The following is an 18,029-nucleotide window of genomic DNA, read 5'->3' on the forward strand; positions in this document are numbered from 1 at the left end:
TGTCGAGATTATGAATAGAAACATATTACTAAAAGACTTATCTGTAAAAGATTATAAAGAAACTTGGGATTATCAAACTGAATTACTACAAGAAACTGTAGCTGTTAAGATTGATAATCGAAGAAACAACAACAAGAATGATACCAAAAATCATTTTTTATTTGTGGAGCATCCTCATGTTTATACTCTTGGAAAAAGTGGTGATTTTAGTAATTTATTACTAAATGAGAAACAGCTTGAAGAAAAAGGTGCTACTTTTTACAAAATAAATCGTGGTGGAGATATTACCTATCATGGTCCTGGACAAATTGTTGGGTATCCTATTTTAGATTTAGAAAATTTCTTTACAGATATTCATAAATACTTACGTTTTTTAGAAGAGGCAATTATTTTAACGATTGCAGAATATGGAATAAAAGGAACTAGAAGTGAAGGCGAAACTGGTGTTTGGCTAGATGTTGGAACGCCTTTTGCTCGTAAAATTTGTGCTATAGGAATTCGCTCTTCACGTTGGGTAACTATGCATGGTTTTGCTTTGAATGCAAATGTAAATTTGGGTTATTTTGATAATATTATTCCTTGTGGAATTAAAGGTAAAGCAGTTACTTCTATGGAAGCTGAGTTAAACAGAAAAGTTGATTTAGAAGAAGTAAAAACTAAAATTTTAAAACATTTTAAAGCTTTATTTGAGGTTGATGAGTTTTTGGTTGATGGTTTATGAAAATTTTACCCAACTAACAACTAACAAAACTACTTTTCTTCGTTAAAATACACTTTGTAATATTTCATTTTCTTTTCTTCATCATAACCTCTTTCTAAATATTCTGAAGCGGCTTCTGGTGCATCTACATCTAGCTTTATACTAATATTAGTGTCTAATTTAATTTCTGTTTTAAGCTTGTTCTTCTCTTTCTTTAAAACAACTCCAGAAACATCAAAATTATTTCTAACTAAAACATCGTTTAACGTTTCGAAATGTTTTTTATACTCATCAAACTTTTCTTTATGTTTCTCTTCTTCAAAGACTTCATCTTTAAATGTAGCATAATCTACAGTTTCATTTTCTTTAAAATAATCTACAGTATTTGCTAAGAAATTTCCTTGTTCATGCATTCCTAACTCTGGCTTAATTACTTCTTCTGAAAATTCTTTACACAACTCTAAGTAATTCTGTGTATGTGAATTATAATCGTCTGCTAATTTTACAGACAAGAAGTTTTTAATCCAATATTGAGCATCATAATTGTTATTATCTACCGAAAGTACAATAGTACCTTCTGTGTCTGAAGTATTTAAAATTAAACAACCTTTGTCTATTCTTTTTGTTGAAATTCCTTTTTGTACAACTACATCCCAACTTTCGTTATCGTCTAAATAGGTTTGAAAAAAGTCGACTTTATTTTCTATTTTAAAAACTCCAACTGCTTCTGTTAAAACATCTTTATACTCGATACCTTCTATAAAAACAACCAACACATCTCCTGTTTTTATCTGGGCAGAATTAGATTGTTCATATAAATGATTTACAATGTTTTTTGAGTATTCTACAAATGTACTTTCTTCTTTAAAAACTTCTGAAGCGTAATTATTTAGTTCATTTAAACGAACATCTGCATGATGAGAAAATCGGTAACTTTGTGTTAAACCACCAAAAGGTTTTAGTAAAAACCCTTTCATTAAATCGTAACTTTCTTGATCGAAACGAATTAAGTCTTCAGAAAAAACATTGCTTCCGCTATTAAATTTGTTTGCAACTTTATGAAGGATACATTTTGTAATTTCTGCTCTGGTTTTTTTAATCATCACTTAGAATTTTGGAGCGTAAAAATAGAAAAACTTTATGTATGAATTTTAATAAAATGAAATTAGTGTGAAACTATTTTTTATTCTTTTTCTTTTTTCCATTGATGAAAAAAGAAACAAAAAAATCTAGACTGATTTTAATTTTCTTGAATTCAATATTTTATTCCACTATCACATCCAGACCACTTCGTTCTTTGGATGTTTTCCGTTTCATAAAACGTGAATTCTTACTAAAATTAAAAATAGGTCATTAAAAAGAGGAAATTTAAAAATTTATTATAAAAATTGGTGAGTTAGTTTAGCCCTGATTGAAATGGCATCCTTTTTTTTTCATAAAAAAAGATATAATGGAAAGCAGGAAATGGCTTCTAAAAAAGGATTTACAAATCTAATTTTATTTGTTCTGGCAATAGCTTAAATGTTTTTCTGTGGTAATTTGTTGCTCCAAATTCTCTAATTGCATTTCTGTGTTCTTTGGTAGGATACCCTTTATTTTTTTGCCAATTATACATAGGAAATTCTTGATGAATTTTTGCCATATAGGCATCTCTATACGTTTTTGCCAACACAGAAGCTGCTGCTATACTTAGATATTTTGCATCTCCTTTTACTATAGTTTTGTGTGGAATATCTTTATAATCTCTAAATTTATTACCATCTACAATAATATATTCTGGTTGTGTTTTTAGCATTTCAATTGAGCGATGCATACCAGTTATAGAAGCTTGCAAAACATTAATTATATCTACTTCTTCTTGCCAAACAAACGAAACACCAAAAGCAATAGCATTTTCTTCTATAAAAGGGCGTAATTCATCTCTTTTCTTTTCTGATAATTGCTTTGAATCGTTTAAAAAAGGATGTGTAAAGTCTTTGGGTAAAATTACTGCTGCTGCAACCACTGGCCCAGACAAACAACCTCTACCAGCTTCATCTGTACCTGCTTCTAAAGAAAAACCACTAAAATTTGATGTTAACATTTTACAAAGAAAAGAAAACTTTTTCTTTTAAATTGCTGTTAGCCCAATCTAGTTGAGCATGAATTTTACGGGAATGACACTTTTTAAAGATTCTTTAAATAAATTTACTTTAATTAACAGTTTTCGTGATAATTATTAACAATTATTTTCGTTAAATTATTTTACATTTGCCATTGCAGAAACAATCTATGAACAAATCGTTATTTTATCTTTTGATACTTACTTTTTTAAGTGTAAACACATTGTTTTCGCAAAAAACTCTTAAATCGTTTCAAAATGGGAATGGTTTTAGCAACATTCAAAACGATTCTCTTAGAAGTTCTGGTGAAATTACCGTAAAGTTATCTGGAAAAACAAAATATACAGATTATAAAATCTTTTCTCACCAAAGAGATACGACTTATATTGATACGACTTTAACGATACAAAAAGATTATAAATTCAATTATTTAAGAACAGATAATTTTGAATTATTAGCTTTTCATAATCAAGGTCAGACTTTTACAAATTTAGGATATAATTTTAGTAATTTAAAACTATTTCCGGATATTGGTTTTACAGCAAAACAGTTTAGTTATTTAGATATTGATGAAATAAAATATTACGAAGTTCCTACAACAACTACAGAAATAACTTACAGAACTGGCTTGCAACAAGGACAGGTTTTAGATGCTCTTTTTACATTAAATTTTTCACCAAGATTAAATGTTTCTCTTTCTTACAAAGGGATTCGCTCTTTGGGAGCTTACAGAAGATCTTTAGCAAGTCATGGTAACTTTAGAGGGGCTTTTCATTATAGAACAAAAGAAAATCAATATGAAATTCGTGGTCATTTAACTTCTCAAGATTTTTTTAATCAAGAAAGTGGTGGATTGCCACAAACAGAAATTGAGAAATTTCAAAGTAATGATGACAACTACACAACAAGGGCTAGATTGGATGTGAATTTTACAGATGCCGAAAATCAATTTGAAGGAAGAAGAGTATATTTAGAGCATAGCTACAAGTTACTAGCTAGTAAAGACACTATTAATAAAAAAGATTTTAGCAATTTAAAAGTTGGACATGTTTTTACAAATGAAACTAAAGAATATAGTTTTACTCAACCAACAGTTTCGTCTATTTTTGGAACTGCAACAGACTCTGGAGCAAGTGATAATGAAGCACAAAACACAATTACTAACAACGAGTTAAACCTAGAATTTAATTCAAAATATGTTCTTGGTAAATTTAAAGCCAAAGTAAATATTGTAAAATATTCTTATGGATATGATACTATTTTAAACAGTAATAGTAACATTTCTAAAATAAAATTAGAAGGTAGTGCTATTTCTTTTGGAGCTGATTGGAATGCAAAGATTAAAAACTTTCAGTTAAATGCTACAGGAAATTTAAGCCCAGGAAGTGGTAGGTTATCTGGTAATTTTATACAAGGTGAAGCACTTTATAAAAAGGACAGTGTTTTTGAATTAAAAAGTAGTTTATTAATTAGTTCTAAATCTGCAAATTTTAACACAATACTACATCAAAGTAAATATGATGACTACAATTGGCAAAATGATTATAGCTCAGTAAATACAAGAGATTTAGGTTTTGCATTTAACTCCAAATGGGGAAATGCTACACTTAATTTTACCAATATAGATAACTATACATATTTTGATGAAAACAACAAACCTCAGCAGTTTGCAGATCAGATTACATATTTAAAAGTAAAGGCAAATAAAGAGTTTAGATATTGGAAAATTGCTTTAGACAATACTGTAATGTACCAAAATGTAAGTAGTGGAAGTTCTGTTTTTAGAGTTCCAGAACTAGTTACTAGAAACACTTTATATTATGAAGATTATTGGTTTAAAGGAAAACCAATGTTGGTAAATATTGGAGCTACCTTTAATTACTTTACAAAATATAAAATGAATGCTTATAATCCGTTATTGGCAGAATTTACATTGCAAAACGACGAAGAAATAGGTTTTCCTTCTGTTGATGTTTTCTTTAATGCACAAGTAAGAAGAACACGTTTGTTTTTTAAAATTGAGAACGTAACTTCTAGCTTTACAGAAAAAAATTATTTTTCTGCTCCTAATTATCCTTATCGAGATTTTGTAATTCGTTTTGGTTTGGTTTGGAACTGGTTTATTTAAAAAGAAGCCCATCCTAAATCCTTCCCTAAAGGAAGGACTTTTAGCTTGTTTATGAAAAAAAAATTATGACATTAATTTTTGCTTTTTTTACAATTTTATTATTTTCAAGTTTCGCTAGTTTACTTCTCTTCGCTAGATGGAAAAAACTGTCAACATTTATATTTTTGAATATATCACTAATCATAATATACTTATTCTTAATAATTATAATTAAAGATGATAAATATAGTTTTGGTTTTTATTTTAAAATTCTAACTTACATAACTTTTCATTCTTCAATCATTTTTATATTTTCTATTTATAAATTTTTTACTCTTGGAAAACATGAAAAATCAACTTAAAAAAAACTGCAAGCTCTTTTTAATAGCAAGTTTAACTTTGGGATTAGCTCCTTTTAATCCTCCTCATATTATAGGTAAGATTCAATGGATTTTAGGTGGTAATGCTTTTTCTGGAGAAAATGCAATGCAAGCTCAAGATTGGTTTGATGTTTTACTACATGGAAGTCCTTGGTTGCTTTTATTGATTTCTATTGTTTTAAATCTTTTTGCATTATTGGCAAAAAACGACCAGAAATAGAACTTTCTTTTCTATCTATTTGATAAAATCCTTTCGACTTATAAAAAGGTACCGCATTTGGGTCTGCTAATAATGTCATTGAGTATACATTCAATTTCAACGCTTTTTCAAATAAATGTTGTAATAGTTGTTTTCCTATTCCTTTGCCAATAAATTGAGGCAACATAAACAACATTTCTAATTCTATGGTTTTCTCTTTTGGTGAGTTTAAGACATAAAACCCTACAATCTCATTGTTAACAAGAAATTTAAAAATCCCACAATTAGAAATCATTGCAGAAGTAACTGTTAAATCATTTCTCCAACTCTCTATCAAATCATTAGAATACCCCCAAAAAGCTTTCGATTTTAATGCAATTTCGGTAAGTTGTTTTGCATCAGAAAAAATAGCAGGCACAATCATATTATTTCTTTACTAACTGTCTTATTTTAATATTTAAGGCAGCAAAGAATAACGTTGTAAAAGGACTTAAGTAATTAAAAATCGCATAAATAGCATAATCTGCAACAGAAACTCCTAATACACTAGATTGGTAAGCTCCACAAGTATTCCAAGGAATTAAAACAGAAGTAACAGTACCAGAATCTTCTAAAGTTCTACTTAAATTTTCTGGGGCCAATCCCTTATCTTCATAGGCTTTTTTAAACATTTTACCTGGAATTACAATTGCTAAATATTGATCTGAAGCAATTGCATTTAAACCTAAACAACTTACAACTGTACTTGCAAATAAACCAAACACAGAAGTTGCAACAGATAATAAACTCTTGGTAATTTTTGCCAATGCACCAATTGCGTCCATAATTCCTCCAAAAACCATCGCACAAATAATTAAAAAGATGGTCCACAACATTCCATTCATTCCTCCTGCAGAAAATAATTCAGATAATTTTTCATTATCCGTTTCTATATTTATGTCTGTTAAAACTGCATTAATTATAGATTGAAATTTAGACGTTGATAAACTATCTAAAATATCACCTTGAAAAATAAATGCAAAAATTGCTGCTAAAACAACACCTGTTCCTAAAGCTATTAATGGTTTTGTTTTCATTAAAATCATGGCAATTACAATACCAGGAACTAAAAATAACCATGGAGAAATATGAAATGTATTATCTATTGTTACTAACAAATTGCTAATATCTGCACTACCTGATGTGTCTATTGTACCACTTAAAAATGCAAATACAATTAAAGTAATTATAATTGTAGGTACTGTTGTAATAGACATGTATTTTATATGTGTAAATAAATCTGTACCTGCCATTGCTGGCGCTAAATTTGTAGTATCAGAAAGTGGAGACATTTTATCACCAAAATAAGCTCCAGAAATTACAGCTCCAGCAATCATCCCTGTAGGAATACCTAATGCACTACCAATACCAACTAACGCAATACCAACTGTTGCAGAAGTTGTCCAAGAACTTCCTGTTGCTATAGAAATAATAGCTGCAATTACTACAGAAGCTGGTAAAAATATTTCTGGACTTAAAACCTGTAATCCATAATAAACCATAGCTGGAATAATACCACTTACCAACCAAGTTCCTGCCAAAGCTCCTACTAAAAAAAGAATCATAATTGGCACAAAAACACTTTTCCAATTCTCCCAAACTTCAGCAATCATTGTAGAAAAAGATACTTTATTAAAAAAACCTACAGCAGCTGCAACTAAACCTCCCATTAAAAGAATATACTGATTTGTATAACCTCCAAACCATTCTTGTCCATCAACAAAAAAGATATTATAAGCTAACAAAGCCATTAAAATTACAACTGGCACTAATGATTCAAATAAATTCAGCTCATTATTATGAATTATTTTTTGATCTTCTATATTAATTTCTGAAAGATTTTTGTCTTCTGGCATATGTATCTTTTTAGTCTTGTAATGTTACGATTTTACAAAATGTTATGCAAATGAAAATGGTTGCTTACATTTGTGTCTATGGATTCGTTAACTCAAATTGTTTTAGGTGCTGCTTGTGGAGAAATTGCACTTGGCAAAAAAATCGGCAACAAAGCTTTACTGTTTGGCGCTATTGGAGGTACAATTCCTGATTTAGACGTTTTTGTTGGAAAATTTTTATTTAACAATGAAATACAAGCAATGGCTTTTCATAGAGGGTTTATGCATTCTTTTTTATTTGCAATTTTAGGTTGTTTTCTCTTCGGATTTATAATTTTTAAATTATACAATTCTGGAAAACGTAAAGAAACTACTACTTTAAAAAACTGGATTTGGCTTTTCTTTTTATCCATTTTTACACATCCTATTTTAGATAGTTTTACACCTTATGGAACACAATTATTTGCTCCCTTTTCTGATTATAGAGTTGCTTTTAATACTATTTCTGTTGTAGACCCTTTTTACACGCTACCTTTTTTAATCTGCATGATTATATTGCTATTCTTTAAAAGAACAAACCTAAAAAGATTAAAATGGACAAAAACAGGAATTTATATTAGTTCCTTTTATTTGGTGTTTACCATTGGAAATAAATTATATATTAATACTGTTTTTAAAAAATCTTTTGGAAACGCTAAAATTACTGTTGATAGAATTAGAACGCAGCCAACAATTTTTAATAATGTTCTCTGGTATGGAATTGCAGAAACTAAAACGGATTATAAAGTTGCCTATTATTCTTTATTTGACAAAAAAAATACCGCAGAAAACATTATTAGTATCCCTAAAAATCATAATTTATTAAACATGCATGAATCAGATTTAAATACTTTAGCATGGTTTAGTGATCATTTTTATCAACTTGAAAAGCTTGAAAATCCTTCAAAACGATCTTCAATGATTTACGTTACGTTATAATGAACTCTAAAACTTCTGTAAATTCTGTTTTGAATTTTGAAATACAAAAAAAAGATTCTCGTTGGATAACAAAACCATATTCTAATTTTGAGCCTTCTAGTAAAATATTTAGTGATTTGTGGAAAAGAATTAAAGGAATTTAGTCTAAATAACTCCCACTTCTTTCATACAAGATTTCATCATTTTATATGTTCTTTCAATATCATTATCTAAACCAATCGAAAAACGCACTAATCCATTTGAAAGTCCCATTTCTTTTTGTTCTTCTTCAGGAATTTCTGATGAAGTTGAACTTCCAGGAGCAGAAAACAATGTTTTGTAAAAACCTAAACTCACTGCTAAATATCCAAGATTATGGTGTTGCATCAATTCCATTAATTCATTTGCTTTTTCTAAAGAACCTACATCGATTGTTAACATACCTCCAAATCCATATTCTGCATTCATCATCGATTTAAAAAGATGATGAGAAGGATGAGATTCTAAACCAGGATATACTGTTTTTAATCCATCAGATTCAAACTTATCAGCTAAAAAAGCAGCATTATAACTGTGTTGTTTCATTCTTATATGTAGCGTTCTCATATTTTTTAAAACAGATGAAGCTCTTAAACTATCCATTGTAGCACCTAATAACATGCTTGCTCCATCATTTACATTTCGTAAATCATTTATAAACTCCTGAGTTCCACAAACTACACCTCCAACTGTATCTGAAGATCCGTTTATAAACTTTGTTAAACTATGTATTACAATATCTGCACCTAATTTGGCTGGTGAAATTGATAATGGTGAAAACGTATTATCTACTACTAATTTTAAATTATATTTTTTCGCTAAAGCGGATAAACCAGCAATATCTGCAACTTCTAACAACGGGTTACTCACAGTTTCACAATACAAAACCTTCGTATTTTGTGTAATTGCAGCTTCTACAAAATCTAATTTTGTAATATCAACAAAAGTTGTTTTTACATTAAATCTTGGAATAAAATTCTTTAAAAATGCATAGGTTCCTCCATAAATTGTTCTACTAGATACAATATGATCTCCAGCACCACATAACTGCATTAAAACCGGTGTAATTGCTCCCATTCCAGATGCAGATACATTTGCAGTTTCTGTTCCTTCCATTGCAGCCAATGCTTCACCTAAATGCAAATTACTCGGTGTAGAATGACGTGAATATAAATAACATCCATCTGCATTTCCTTCAAAAGTATCAAACATTGTTTTTGCTGATAAAAAGGTGTAGGTTGATGAATCTGAAATGGATGGATTTACACCACCGAATTCTCCAAAATATTGTAAATCTTGAATTTTGTCTGCAGGATTGAATTTCATAATTGATCGTTTTAACTAACACAAAACAACAACATAAAAGAAAATATATCAATACTTTAAAATAATTATAGTTTATTTTTCCTTATTAATTATAATTATTAGTTTTAAAAACTAAAATATTAATATAAATTGCTATTTTACCGAAAATTTAAAATTATGACTTTAGATTCTATTGATAAAAAACTCATCAATTTACTTCAAAATGATAGTAAACAAACTACCAAACAGCTTTCACTTCAATTAAATTTATCTGTAACTGCTGTTTATGAACGAATTAAAAAGCTAGAAAATCAAGATGTAATTAAAAAGTATGTAGCTATCATCAATAAAAACAAAATTGGAAAGTCTTTTTTAGTTTTTTGTCACATAAAACTCATTCAACATTCTAAAGAATATGTCACCACTTTTGAACGTGAAGTTTTAAAACTAGAAGAAGTTTCTGAATGTTTCCATGTTAGTGGAGATTATGATTATATTTTAAAAATTTACGTAAAAGATATGGATCAATACAGAGATTTTATGGTTACAAAGTTAACAGCAATTGCATATATTGGAAGTACTCACAGTACTTTTGCAATTGAAGAAGTAAAAAACACAACTGTAATTAAATTGTAAAAATTATTTTTTCACAAAGACAATTTTCTCTGTTTGCTTTTTTACCATTTGTCCGTAAAAATCTTTTAAAGAAGCATAATATTGTGGAGAAATAATACCGTTGTTAAATTGTAATATTGACATGACACTAATTTTATTTCCTTTTTGTAATACCTGATATTTAAATACACCTAAATTATCTGGCAAACCAATTGCTAATGGTTCTGGCAATTTTTCAACTTTATAACCTTCTGGAATACTAATAGCTACTCTATTAACATCTTTCCAAGGTGTTGCAAAATCTACAGGAAATTTTCTATCTTTTAATTTAAAAGGATTATTATGTGTCGTTAAAAACAATAAAGGTTCTACATAAATTTTCCCATTAATTTCTTCTATTAAATCTTCACTTAAAAACTTAACATTTCTAATAATTGGTAAACTTACTTTTTCTTTATTTATAACTTTATAATCTTCTATTTCTATGCTATATTTTTCTTCTAATTTAGTTCTTAAACTTTCTTCTTTTATATGATTCTTATTTTTCCTATAATTTAACGCGCTTAGATTCAAAAATTTAGACCTAAACAAACCTTCTACCATCATATCTTCTGTAATCTTTACCATTAAATTATGATCATAAACAGAATGCTTAGTAGATGTTAATTTAACCCAAGAAGAAACTCCTTCTTTAGTTACTTTTCTACCATTCCAATTCAATGCTCTAGTTGGCAATAAATTTGGTAAACTAAATGGCTCTGTAGCATCTAATAAAACATAGGTACCATCTGCAAATTCTACCATAGAAATTACATAATTAAAACCATTAAGTGTTGGAAAAAACGGTACTCCATTAGATCTTGTACTTACCAAAACTGGATTTGCTTTTAAACCTGCAGAACGTAACATAGAAGTTAGCATTAAATTAATATCTGCAACACTACCTGCTCTATTATTAAATGCTTTTTTTACACCTTCTCTTGTATATTTACCATAACGACCATTCCATTTAACTTTATTTTTTAAAAAATTAAATATAGAATTGATTTTTTCTGAATCTGTTTTAGCAGTTGCTAAAATTACTTCTAATTCTTTTTTATAGTAATTTGTTTTATTTAGTTCTGTACCAAATCTTGAAGACTTATAAATCTGTTTACTAACTGTTTCCCAAGTATTAGAAAAGTTTTTAACATCTCCCTGAAGAGATAAAAAATTTATCTGAGTTAATTCAAATTTCAAACCTCCTCTATAATTATAAATACTACTTATAAAAGGTTCGTCATCTTTTAAAGCAGGAATATTATCTGCCTTATAAGAAAAAACATCTATTCTGAAATTTATAGAACCAATAGTACCATTTTTTGAAGTCTTTTCCATTGGAATACTATAGTAACCTTTAGATCTTTTATTATACGTATAATACTCTGGTACTTCAACTCTGTAAGACAACTTTTTTACAGGAATTCCATATTGAAACTCTAAATCATCAATAGAATTAGCATAAGGTGAAATTAACTTATACTTTATCTCTATTACTGTACCTATTTTAATATTAGGCATTACGATTTTCTTAATACTGTAAGATCTATTTTTCTTTTCTTTAAAAATACTTTTTTTAGATAATTTTTCTTTGTTTACCTTACCATCAATTAAAGAATAGGTATATCCTTTTATAGAACTTACATCTTGATCTTCTCCATGTTCTGGATCATAATATGCTATAGATTTTGTAGCCAAATCAAAACCATTTTTGGTGTAGATTTTAATACGTTCATGAATTTCTGTTACCGATTGAAAACCAACGTTAGTAACATAATGAGAATAAGTTCTCCTACTTCTATACAAATAAGCAGCATTTGCAGTAGAATCTAATGGATAATACTTTTCTTCTAATTCTTCTTTTGACACTTTACCAAACTTATAATCTTGTGCAAAAGTTGATAACTGTATAACTATTAAAATCGTAATGAGGGATAACGCTTTTTTCATAATTATTTTTGTTTATTTTTTTAAAATAGCAATTCTTAAATTTTCATATTTGGCAATACTTCTTCTAAAATTTCTATATTTTTTGTAGTCTTCTTTCGGATAAACACCTTCTTTAATTAACATAGATTTATTGTATTTAAAAGTAGTGTCATCAATTTTAGTAAAAGTGACTTTATAAGTTCCAAAATTTGAAGAGAGGGTTTTCTCTGATGGTAATACTCCTAAAACATATCCTTTAGGAAGTGTAAATTCATACGAATCAACATCTTTAAAACCTCTTGGAATTTTTAACGGTAATTTTCTAGTTCTATATCTCTTTGGTACAAAACTATTTTTATTAAAAACATTTACTCGAAACAAATATTCTTGCTCATTTACAGATGCATAATTTTTAATCGAAACTTTTAAATCTTCTTTAAGAACAACTTTCTCTTTATCATTTATTATATCTGTAGAAGTAATTTCTAAATTGTTATTATAACTCCAAACGTTAGATTTGTATCTTTTAATTAATTCTTCTTCATTTAAAGTTTCATAAAAAGATTTATCATCATATTGAATTCCTTTAGAAACTCTATTTAAAGTAGCAGTTAAATTACCGTTTTCTTCTAATTGAATTTTACCATTTATTTCTTGAAGATTTGTCTCATTTTTATAAGATGGCGTTCTTTTTATTACACCTCCTTCTGGCGTCATTACTAATACATTTCTATCGTCTGTAAAATCTCCTAAAAACCCAAAAGGTATTGTTTGACTTGTACATTCTAACCAAATGTCATTTCCACTATTAGGAATGTTTAATATAACATGGTTTCCTTGAGCTAAAGATGCAAAATCATTTTCAAATGAAACTTTATCATTTCTATTTGCCTCTACATGAACATAATTTGATTTCACACCAACCACATCTAAAAGTGCCTTTGTATAGTTAGTTAAACCTTTACAATCACCATAACTAACCTTATCAACTTGGTTTGCAGCTATTGGCTGAATCCCACCAATACCAACTTGCACACTAATGTATCTCGTTTTATTTTGCATATAATCATATACAATTTTAGCTTTTTCAATAGGATTATCTATTCCTTTAACCAAATTTAAAACTTTGAGTTTAGTAGCTTCATCCAAATCAGTCTTACCATATAAAATTTTATCATTCATCCAAGACCCTAACTCTTTCCAATTTGAATAACTTCCTTTTACTCCATCCGTTTGAAAATCTTTAGGAACAACCAATAATAAAGGCATTATTTTAGAGAAAGAGACACTATTCGCTTCATATTTAATTGCTGGCTGACTTTTTATAACACTATTTAACTCGTAATCTAAATGGGAGTTTTCAATAGAATAATCACTAAAGTTTTTTTCTTTCTTATGAATTGTAATACGTTTTGGATTCACTAATTTGTATTCACTTTTTTCCACAGAAACAGAATATCCAGAAATTGGATACCAACTTGGTATAAAACCTGTTGTAGATGTTTTATACTCAGATTCAAAAACTATTGTATATGGATAAGAAACAGGAGTATAATCTACATATTTAACTCTAGAATCCGAGTATAATGTACCTCCATCAACTGCACTTACATCTAAAAATTTGTTTTTTGAGTATTTCTTAAGCTGACTTCCAAAAGCATCATAAATAATAGCAGAAAGTTTCGTTATTTTAGTATGATTATCATAATATTCAGACATAGAAACATTTCTATCTCCTAATTTATTTAAAACAGTTACAACTTTTCTGTTACGAACAACCATTTCATCAACATCTTCAATAGTTATTTCTATTGAATTGTCTCTAATTACAGCATTTGCGTTTTCTTTTAACTCAACAGGAATTAATAATGATGAATAATTATTTTTTTGACTAAAAGTAGCTACTATTGAAAATAGGGAAACTAATAAACAGAGGGGGATAATTTTTTTCATACAATTTTTTGATAGCCTTCCAAAGTTAAAAAAAAGAAAATGAAAAGAGGCTAAAAACAAAAGTTTTTAGCCTCTTAAATAAAATTTGAATTAATCTAATTTACGCTTTCGTTTTTACAACAAAAGATAATTCCATTATATCGTTTATAAATTTATCTTTTAAACCTTCAAAGAATTTTTTAGAACCATATTTTACATTAAAATCTGCTCTATCTACATTAAATGTTTCACTTGCAAAAGTAGTTATACCAGTTTCTGTAGAAATTGTTGCAGGTATTATTATGCTTTTTGTTACATCTTTTATTTGTAAATTACCTGTTACAGCTAATTTACCTTCTACTTCTTCTACTTTAGTAATTACAAATTTTGCTGTTGGATATACAGCAATATCAAAAAAGTCTGCATTTTTTAAATGACCTTCTAATTTTCCTGCTCCATCAGATCCTTGCATATCTACATTTGTAATTGTACTCATATCAATCACAAACTCACCATTTGTAAGTTTACCATTCTCTATTAACAAACCTCCGCTTTTTAAAGCTACGGTTCCATTATGAGCACCTGTTGGTTTTGTTCCTTTCCAGTTTAATACAGAAGTAGCAAGATCTACATTATTTAATTCAGCGACATTAACTGCAACTTTCACAGCTTCTTTAACTTCTACTTTTTCTTTTTTATTCTCTTTACATGCAGTTAAAACTGATGCTACTAAAACTAATGATAAAACTATTTTTTTCATTTTTGATTTGATTTAAATTGATTTTTAAATTTTATTTTCCATGGCAAATATATGTAATTCATTTTCCTTGGAAACTATTATTTTTACTTTTTTGATAAAATTAACAATTTAGCAACTTTAAAATTTTTTATTCTTTGATTTTAGAATCGATAATTATAGTTACTGGTCCGTCATTTATTAAAGATACTTTCATATCTGCACCAAATTCTCCTGTCTGAATTTTTTTGCCTAATGCTGTTTCTAAATTGTCTACAAATTTCTGATAAAGTGGAATTGCCACATCTGGTTTTGCTGCTTTTATATAACTAGGTCTATTGCCTTTTTTAGTAGATGCTTGCAATGTAAACTGACTTACAACAATAACTTCTCCTTTTTCATCTAAAAGAGAATTATTCATTACATTATTTTCATCATTAAAAATACGAAGATTTATTATTTTACGAACTAACCAATTAATATCTTCTTGAGTATCTTCATTTACAATACCCAACAAAACTAAAAGTCCATTTTTAATATCTGCAACTTTATTTTGATTGATCGTAACACTTGCTTCTGAAACTCTTTGAATAACAACTTTCATTTTAAATGCTTTTTGCTGCTTACTATTAGTTACTCGTTTGTGTTGTTATAACCTTATAAACATTCAACCTTAAATTTTAATCCTCTTCTTCGTTCCAAACATCTGTTCTGTAATGTTCAGATTCTTCATCTCCTTCTAAAATTTGCAAGTAACTTTTATAACGAGACCAAGAAATTTTACCTTCTTCTAAAGCTTCTTTTACAGCACAATGTGGTTCTTTTGTATGAATACAATTGTTAAACTTACAATCTTGTTTTAAGGCAAAAAACTCAGGAAAATAATCTCCTAATTCGTATTTATCAATATCAACAACTCCAAAACCTTTAATTCCTGGTGTGTCTATAATTCTTGCATCGAAACTTAAATCGAACATTTCTGCAAAGGTTGTAGTATGTTTTCCTTGATTGTGTTGGTCTGAAATTTCTTTGGTTTTTAGATTTAAAGAAGGTTCTATTGCATTTACCAACGTAGATTTACCAACTCCAGAATGACCAACAAACATAGATGTTTTACCAATCATCATTTCTTTAATTGTATCTATATTTTTTTTCTCTTTTGCAGAAACCTCAACACATCTATACCCAATTGCTTCGTATATATCTTTTAAATATAAAATTTCTGCACGTTCTTCTATTGCATAAGAATCTATCTTATTAAAAACTAAAATGGTATCTATTCTATACGCTCTAGAAGAAACTAAAAAACGATCTATAAATGCAGTAAATGTTGGTGGATTGTTAATAGTAATCAACAAAAAAACTTGGTCAATATTTGCTGCAATAATGTGTATTTGTTTAGAAAGATTTACAGATTTACGAACAATAAAATTTTCTCTTTCTAAAATCTTTTTAATGACTCCTACTTCTTCATCTCCTTTTTTTTCTACATCGAACACTACTTTATCTCCAACTGCAACTGGATTGGTACTTTTAATACCTTTTATTCTGAATTTACCTTTTATTCTACATTGATAAAAGACACCTTCTTCAGATTTTACTTGATACCAACTTCCTGTAGATTTATATACGATTCCTGTCATTGCTGCAAAGATGCAGAATTTTAAATAAAAACGAGAATGTCTGTTCGAGTGATTTTCGAATTTATGAGAAAATTGTATCGAAAACTTCTCGATACAAAATTTCTGAAAAAGAAATTTTACTCGAAGTGACAATGTATTTCTATATAGGTGTGTAAAATTTAATTCTGACCACATAGAAACTTAGAAAACATAGTTTTAATACTAAAAAAATCCTTCAGGTTTTAAAACTTGAAGGATTTGTATTCTATTGGTAATTTTTAAAGAACTTTCTAATGTAAACTAGCTCTTTGCGTTAAGGATTGAATGGTTTGTCTGAACTCTTTTTTGTTTCTTAAAAAACAAAAAAAGTGAGTAATGAAAGCCTGACCCTTGGGTAACGCCCAAAAATTATCCGTTTATAATTTTTTCTTGGTGATTGATAGATTCTTGGTGAATTGCTTTAAACATTTTTAAAACAAACTCTTCACTTAAACCTCTATTACTACCTTCTAAAACCATGTTTCCTAAAATCTCGTTCCAACGACGTGATTGTAAAACAGCAACGTTTTCATCTTTCTTTAACTGACCGATTTTGTCTGCAACTTGCATTCTTTTACCTAACAAGTCGATTAACTGATCATCTACAACGTTAATTTGAGCTCTTAAGTTTTCTAAAGGTTCTCTGTAACTAATAGCAGTTTCAGTTTCTTTTTTAACTTTTAAGTCTTGCATTATTTGCTTTAAAGAATCTGGTGTTACTTGTTGTGCAGCATCAGACCAAGCATTTTCTGGATCGTAATGAGTTTCAATCATTAAACCATCAAAGTTTAAATCTAATGCAGTTTGACATACATCAAAAATCATATCTCTATTTCCTGTAATATGAGATGGATCGTTGATTAAAGGTAAATCTGGAAATTTATTTTGAAACTCAATAGCTAATTGCCATTCTGGAGTATTTCTATATTTTGATTTTTCGTATGTTGAAAATCCTCTATGAATTGCTCCTAAATTTTTGATTCCTGCAGTATATAATCTTTCGATACCACCTAACCATAAAGCTAAATCTGGATTTACTGGATTTTTAACTAAAACAATTTTATCTGTTCCTTGCAAAGCATCTGCAATTTCTTGCATAATAAAAGGTGATACTGTAGAACGAGCACCAATCCATAATAAATCTACATCATACTCTAAAGCTAACTTTACATGTGCTGCATTTGCAACTTCTGTACAGGTTTTCATGCCTGTTTCTTCTTTTACTTTTTGTAACCATTTTAAACCTAAAGCTCCAACACCTTCAAAATTTCCTGGTCTTGTTCTTGGTTTCCAAATTCCGGCACGGAAATAATTTACATCAGAATCTTTTAATTCGTGTGCAATTTTTAAAACCTGTTCTTCGGTTTCTGCACTACAAGGCCCTGCTATTACTAGTGGATGCGCTAAATTCATATCATCCAACCATGTTCTTAATTCTTTTGTATTCTCCATTT

Annotated in this window: 16 protein-coding genes; 5 read left to right on the forward strand and 11 right to left on the reverse strand. The window is 28.4% G+C overall.

Translation table 11 applies throughout. The annotated features are described in order from the left end of the window. Positions 1-10: 10 nt before the first annotated feature. Entirely contained in the window at positions 11-721 is a 711-nt protein-coding gene (gene lipB / locus PHEL85_RS15255; protein ID WP_036827158.1) for a lipoyl(octanoyl) transferase LipB, read from the forward strand. 29 nt (positions 722-750) lie between these two features. Here the strand turns inward: lipB and PHEL85_RS15260 are convergent, their stop codons facing one another. Further along, complete coding sequence (locus tag PHEL85_RS15260; RefSeq protein WP_036827161.1) at positions 751-1,803, reverse strand: nucleoid-associated protein; 1,053 nt, start codon at positions 1,801-1,803, stop codon at positions 751-753. Positions 1,804-2,183: 380 nt separating this feature from the next. Then, the gene (locus PHEL85_RS15265) at positions 2,184-2,783 is read right to left on the reverse strand and encodes a ribonuclease HII (protein ID WP_036827163.1); all 600 of its coding nucleotides are present in this window, start codon (positions 2,781-2,783) and stop codon (positions 2,184-2,186) included. Between the two features lie 188 nt (positions 2,784-2,971). Between PHEL85_RS15265 and PHEL85_RS15270 the strand changes: the two genes are divergently transcribed. Together PHEL85_RS15270 and PHEL85_RS15275 are read left to right on the forward strand one after the other, a co-directional pair. Next, the gene (locus PHEL85_RS15270) at positions 2,972-4,930 is read left to right on the forward strand and encodes a putative porin (protein WP_036827165.1); all 1,959 of its coding nucleotides are present in this window, start codon (positions 2,972-2,974) and stop codon (positions 4,928-4,930) included. A gap of 324 nt (positions 4,931-5,254) precedes the next feature. Beyond that, positions 5,255-5,509, forward strand: coding sequence for a hypothetical protein (locus PHEL85_RS15275; RefSeq protein WP_036827166.1), 255 nt, complete (start codon positions 5,255-5,257; stop codon positions 5,507-5,509). Here the strand turns inward: PHEL85_RS15275 and PHEL85_RS15280 are convergent. Both PHEL85_RS15280 and nhaC read right to left on the reverse strand, forming a co-directional pair. Continuing rightward, entirely contained in the window at positions 5,460-5,912 is a 453-nt protein-coding gene (locus PHEL85_RS15280; RefSeq protein WP_036827168.1) for a GNAT family N-acetyltransferase, read from the reverse strand. The genes PHEL85_RS15275 and PHEL85_RS15280 overlap by 50 nt on opposite strands. 1 nt (position 5,913) lies before the next feature. Then, positions 5,914-7,383 carry a Na+/H+ antiporter NhaC gene (gene nhaC, locus PHEL85_RS15285; RefSeq protein WP_036827171.1) on the reverse strand — a complete coding sequence of 490 codons (1,470 nt, stop codon included), beginning with the start codon at positions 7,381-7,383 and terminating at the stop codon, positions 5,914-5,916. Between the two features lie 78 nt (positions 7,384-7,461). Here nhaC and PHEL85_RS15290 point away from each other — a divergent pair, with 78 nt between their 5' ends. After that, a complete protein-coding gene (locus tag PHEL85_RS15290) occupies positions 7,462-8,340 on the forward strand; it encodes a metal-dependent hydrolase (RefSeq protein ID WP_235318295.1) in 879 nt (292 codons plus the stop codon). 144 nt (positions 8,341-8,484) lie between these two features. On the opposite strand, the gene PHEL85_RS15295 is transcribed toward PHEL85_RS15290, so the two are convergent. Continuing rightward, positions 8,485-9,684: an aminotransferase class I/II-fold pyridoxal phosphate-dependent enzyme gene (locus PHEL85_RS15295; RefSeq protein ID WP_036827174.1), complete on the reverse strand. Its 1,200-nt coding sequence runs from the start codon at positions 9,682-9,684 to the stop codon at positions 8,485-8,487. A gap of 156 nt (positions 9,685-9,840) precedes the next feature. Between PHEL85_RS15295 and PHEL85_RS15300 the strand changes: the two genes are divergently transcribed. After that, entirely contained in the window at positions 9,841-10,299 is a 459-nt protein-coding gene (locus PHEL85_RS15300) for an Lrp/AsnC family transcriptional regulator (protein WP_036827177.1), read from the forward strand. 3 nt (positions 10,300-10,302) lie between these two features. Here PHEL85_RS15300 and PHEL85_RS15305 read toward each other — a convergent pair whose 3' ends face one another. The 6 genes from PHEL85_RS15305 to PHEL85_RS15330 all read right to left on the reverse strand — a co-directional run bounded on the left by PHEL85_RS15305 (position 10,303) and on the right by PHEL85_RS15330 (position 18,027). Then, entirely contained in the window at positions 10,303-12,267 is a 1,965-nt protein-coding gene (locus PHEL85_RS15305) for a DUF3857 domain-containing protein (protein WP_036827181.1), read from the reverse strand. A gap of 12 nt (positions 12,268-12,279) precedes the next feature. Next, on the reverse strand, positions 12,280-14,199 hold the full coding sequence (locus PHEL85_RS15310) for a DUF3857 domain-containing protein (RefSeq protein ID WP_036827184.1): 1,920 nt from the start codon (positions 14,197-14,199) through the stop codon (positions 12,280-12,282). Positions 14,200-14,299: 100 nt separating this feature from the next. Further along, a complete protein-coding gene (locus PHEL85_RS15315) occupies positions 14,300-14,938 on the reverse strand; it encodes a YceI family protein (RefSeq protein ID WP_036827186.1) in 639 nt (212 codons plus the stop codon). 127 nt (positions 14,939-15,065) lie between these two features. Beyond that, the gene (dtd, locus tag PHEL85_RS15320; protein WP_036827189.1) at positions 15,066-15,518 is read right to left on the reverse strand and encodes a D-aminoacyl-tRNA deacylase; all 453 of its coding nucleotides are present in this window, start codon (positions 15,516-15,518) and stop codon (positions 15,066-15,068) included. A 76-nt stretch (positions 15,519-15,594) separates the two neighbouring features. Then, positions 15,595-16,557: a ribosome small subunit-dependent GTPase A gene (rsgA, locus tag PHEL85_RS15325; protein ID WP_036827191.1), complete on the reverse strand. Its 963-nt coding sequence runs from the start codon at positions 16,555-16,557 to the stop codon at positions 15,595-15,597. Positions 16,558-16,944: 387 nt separating this feature from the next. Continuing rightward, on the reverse strand, positions 16,945-18,027 hold the full coding sequence (locus tag PHEL85_RS15330; protein WP_036827193.1) for a bifunctional 3-deoxy-7-phosphoheptulonate synthase/chorismate mutase type II: 1,083 nt from the start codon (positions 18,025-18,027) through the stop codon (positions 16,945-16,947). Positions 18,028-18,029: the final 2 nt, after the last annotated feature.

This window comes from Polaribacter sp. Hel1_85 (assembly GCF_000766795.1).
GTDB lineage: Bacteria > Bacteroidota > Bacteroidia > Flavobacteriales > Flavobacteriaceae > Polaribacter.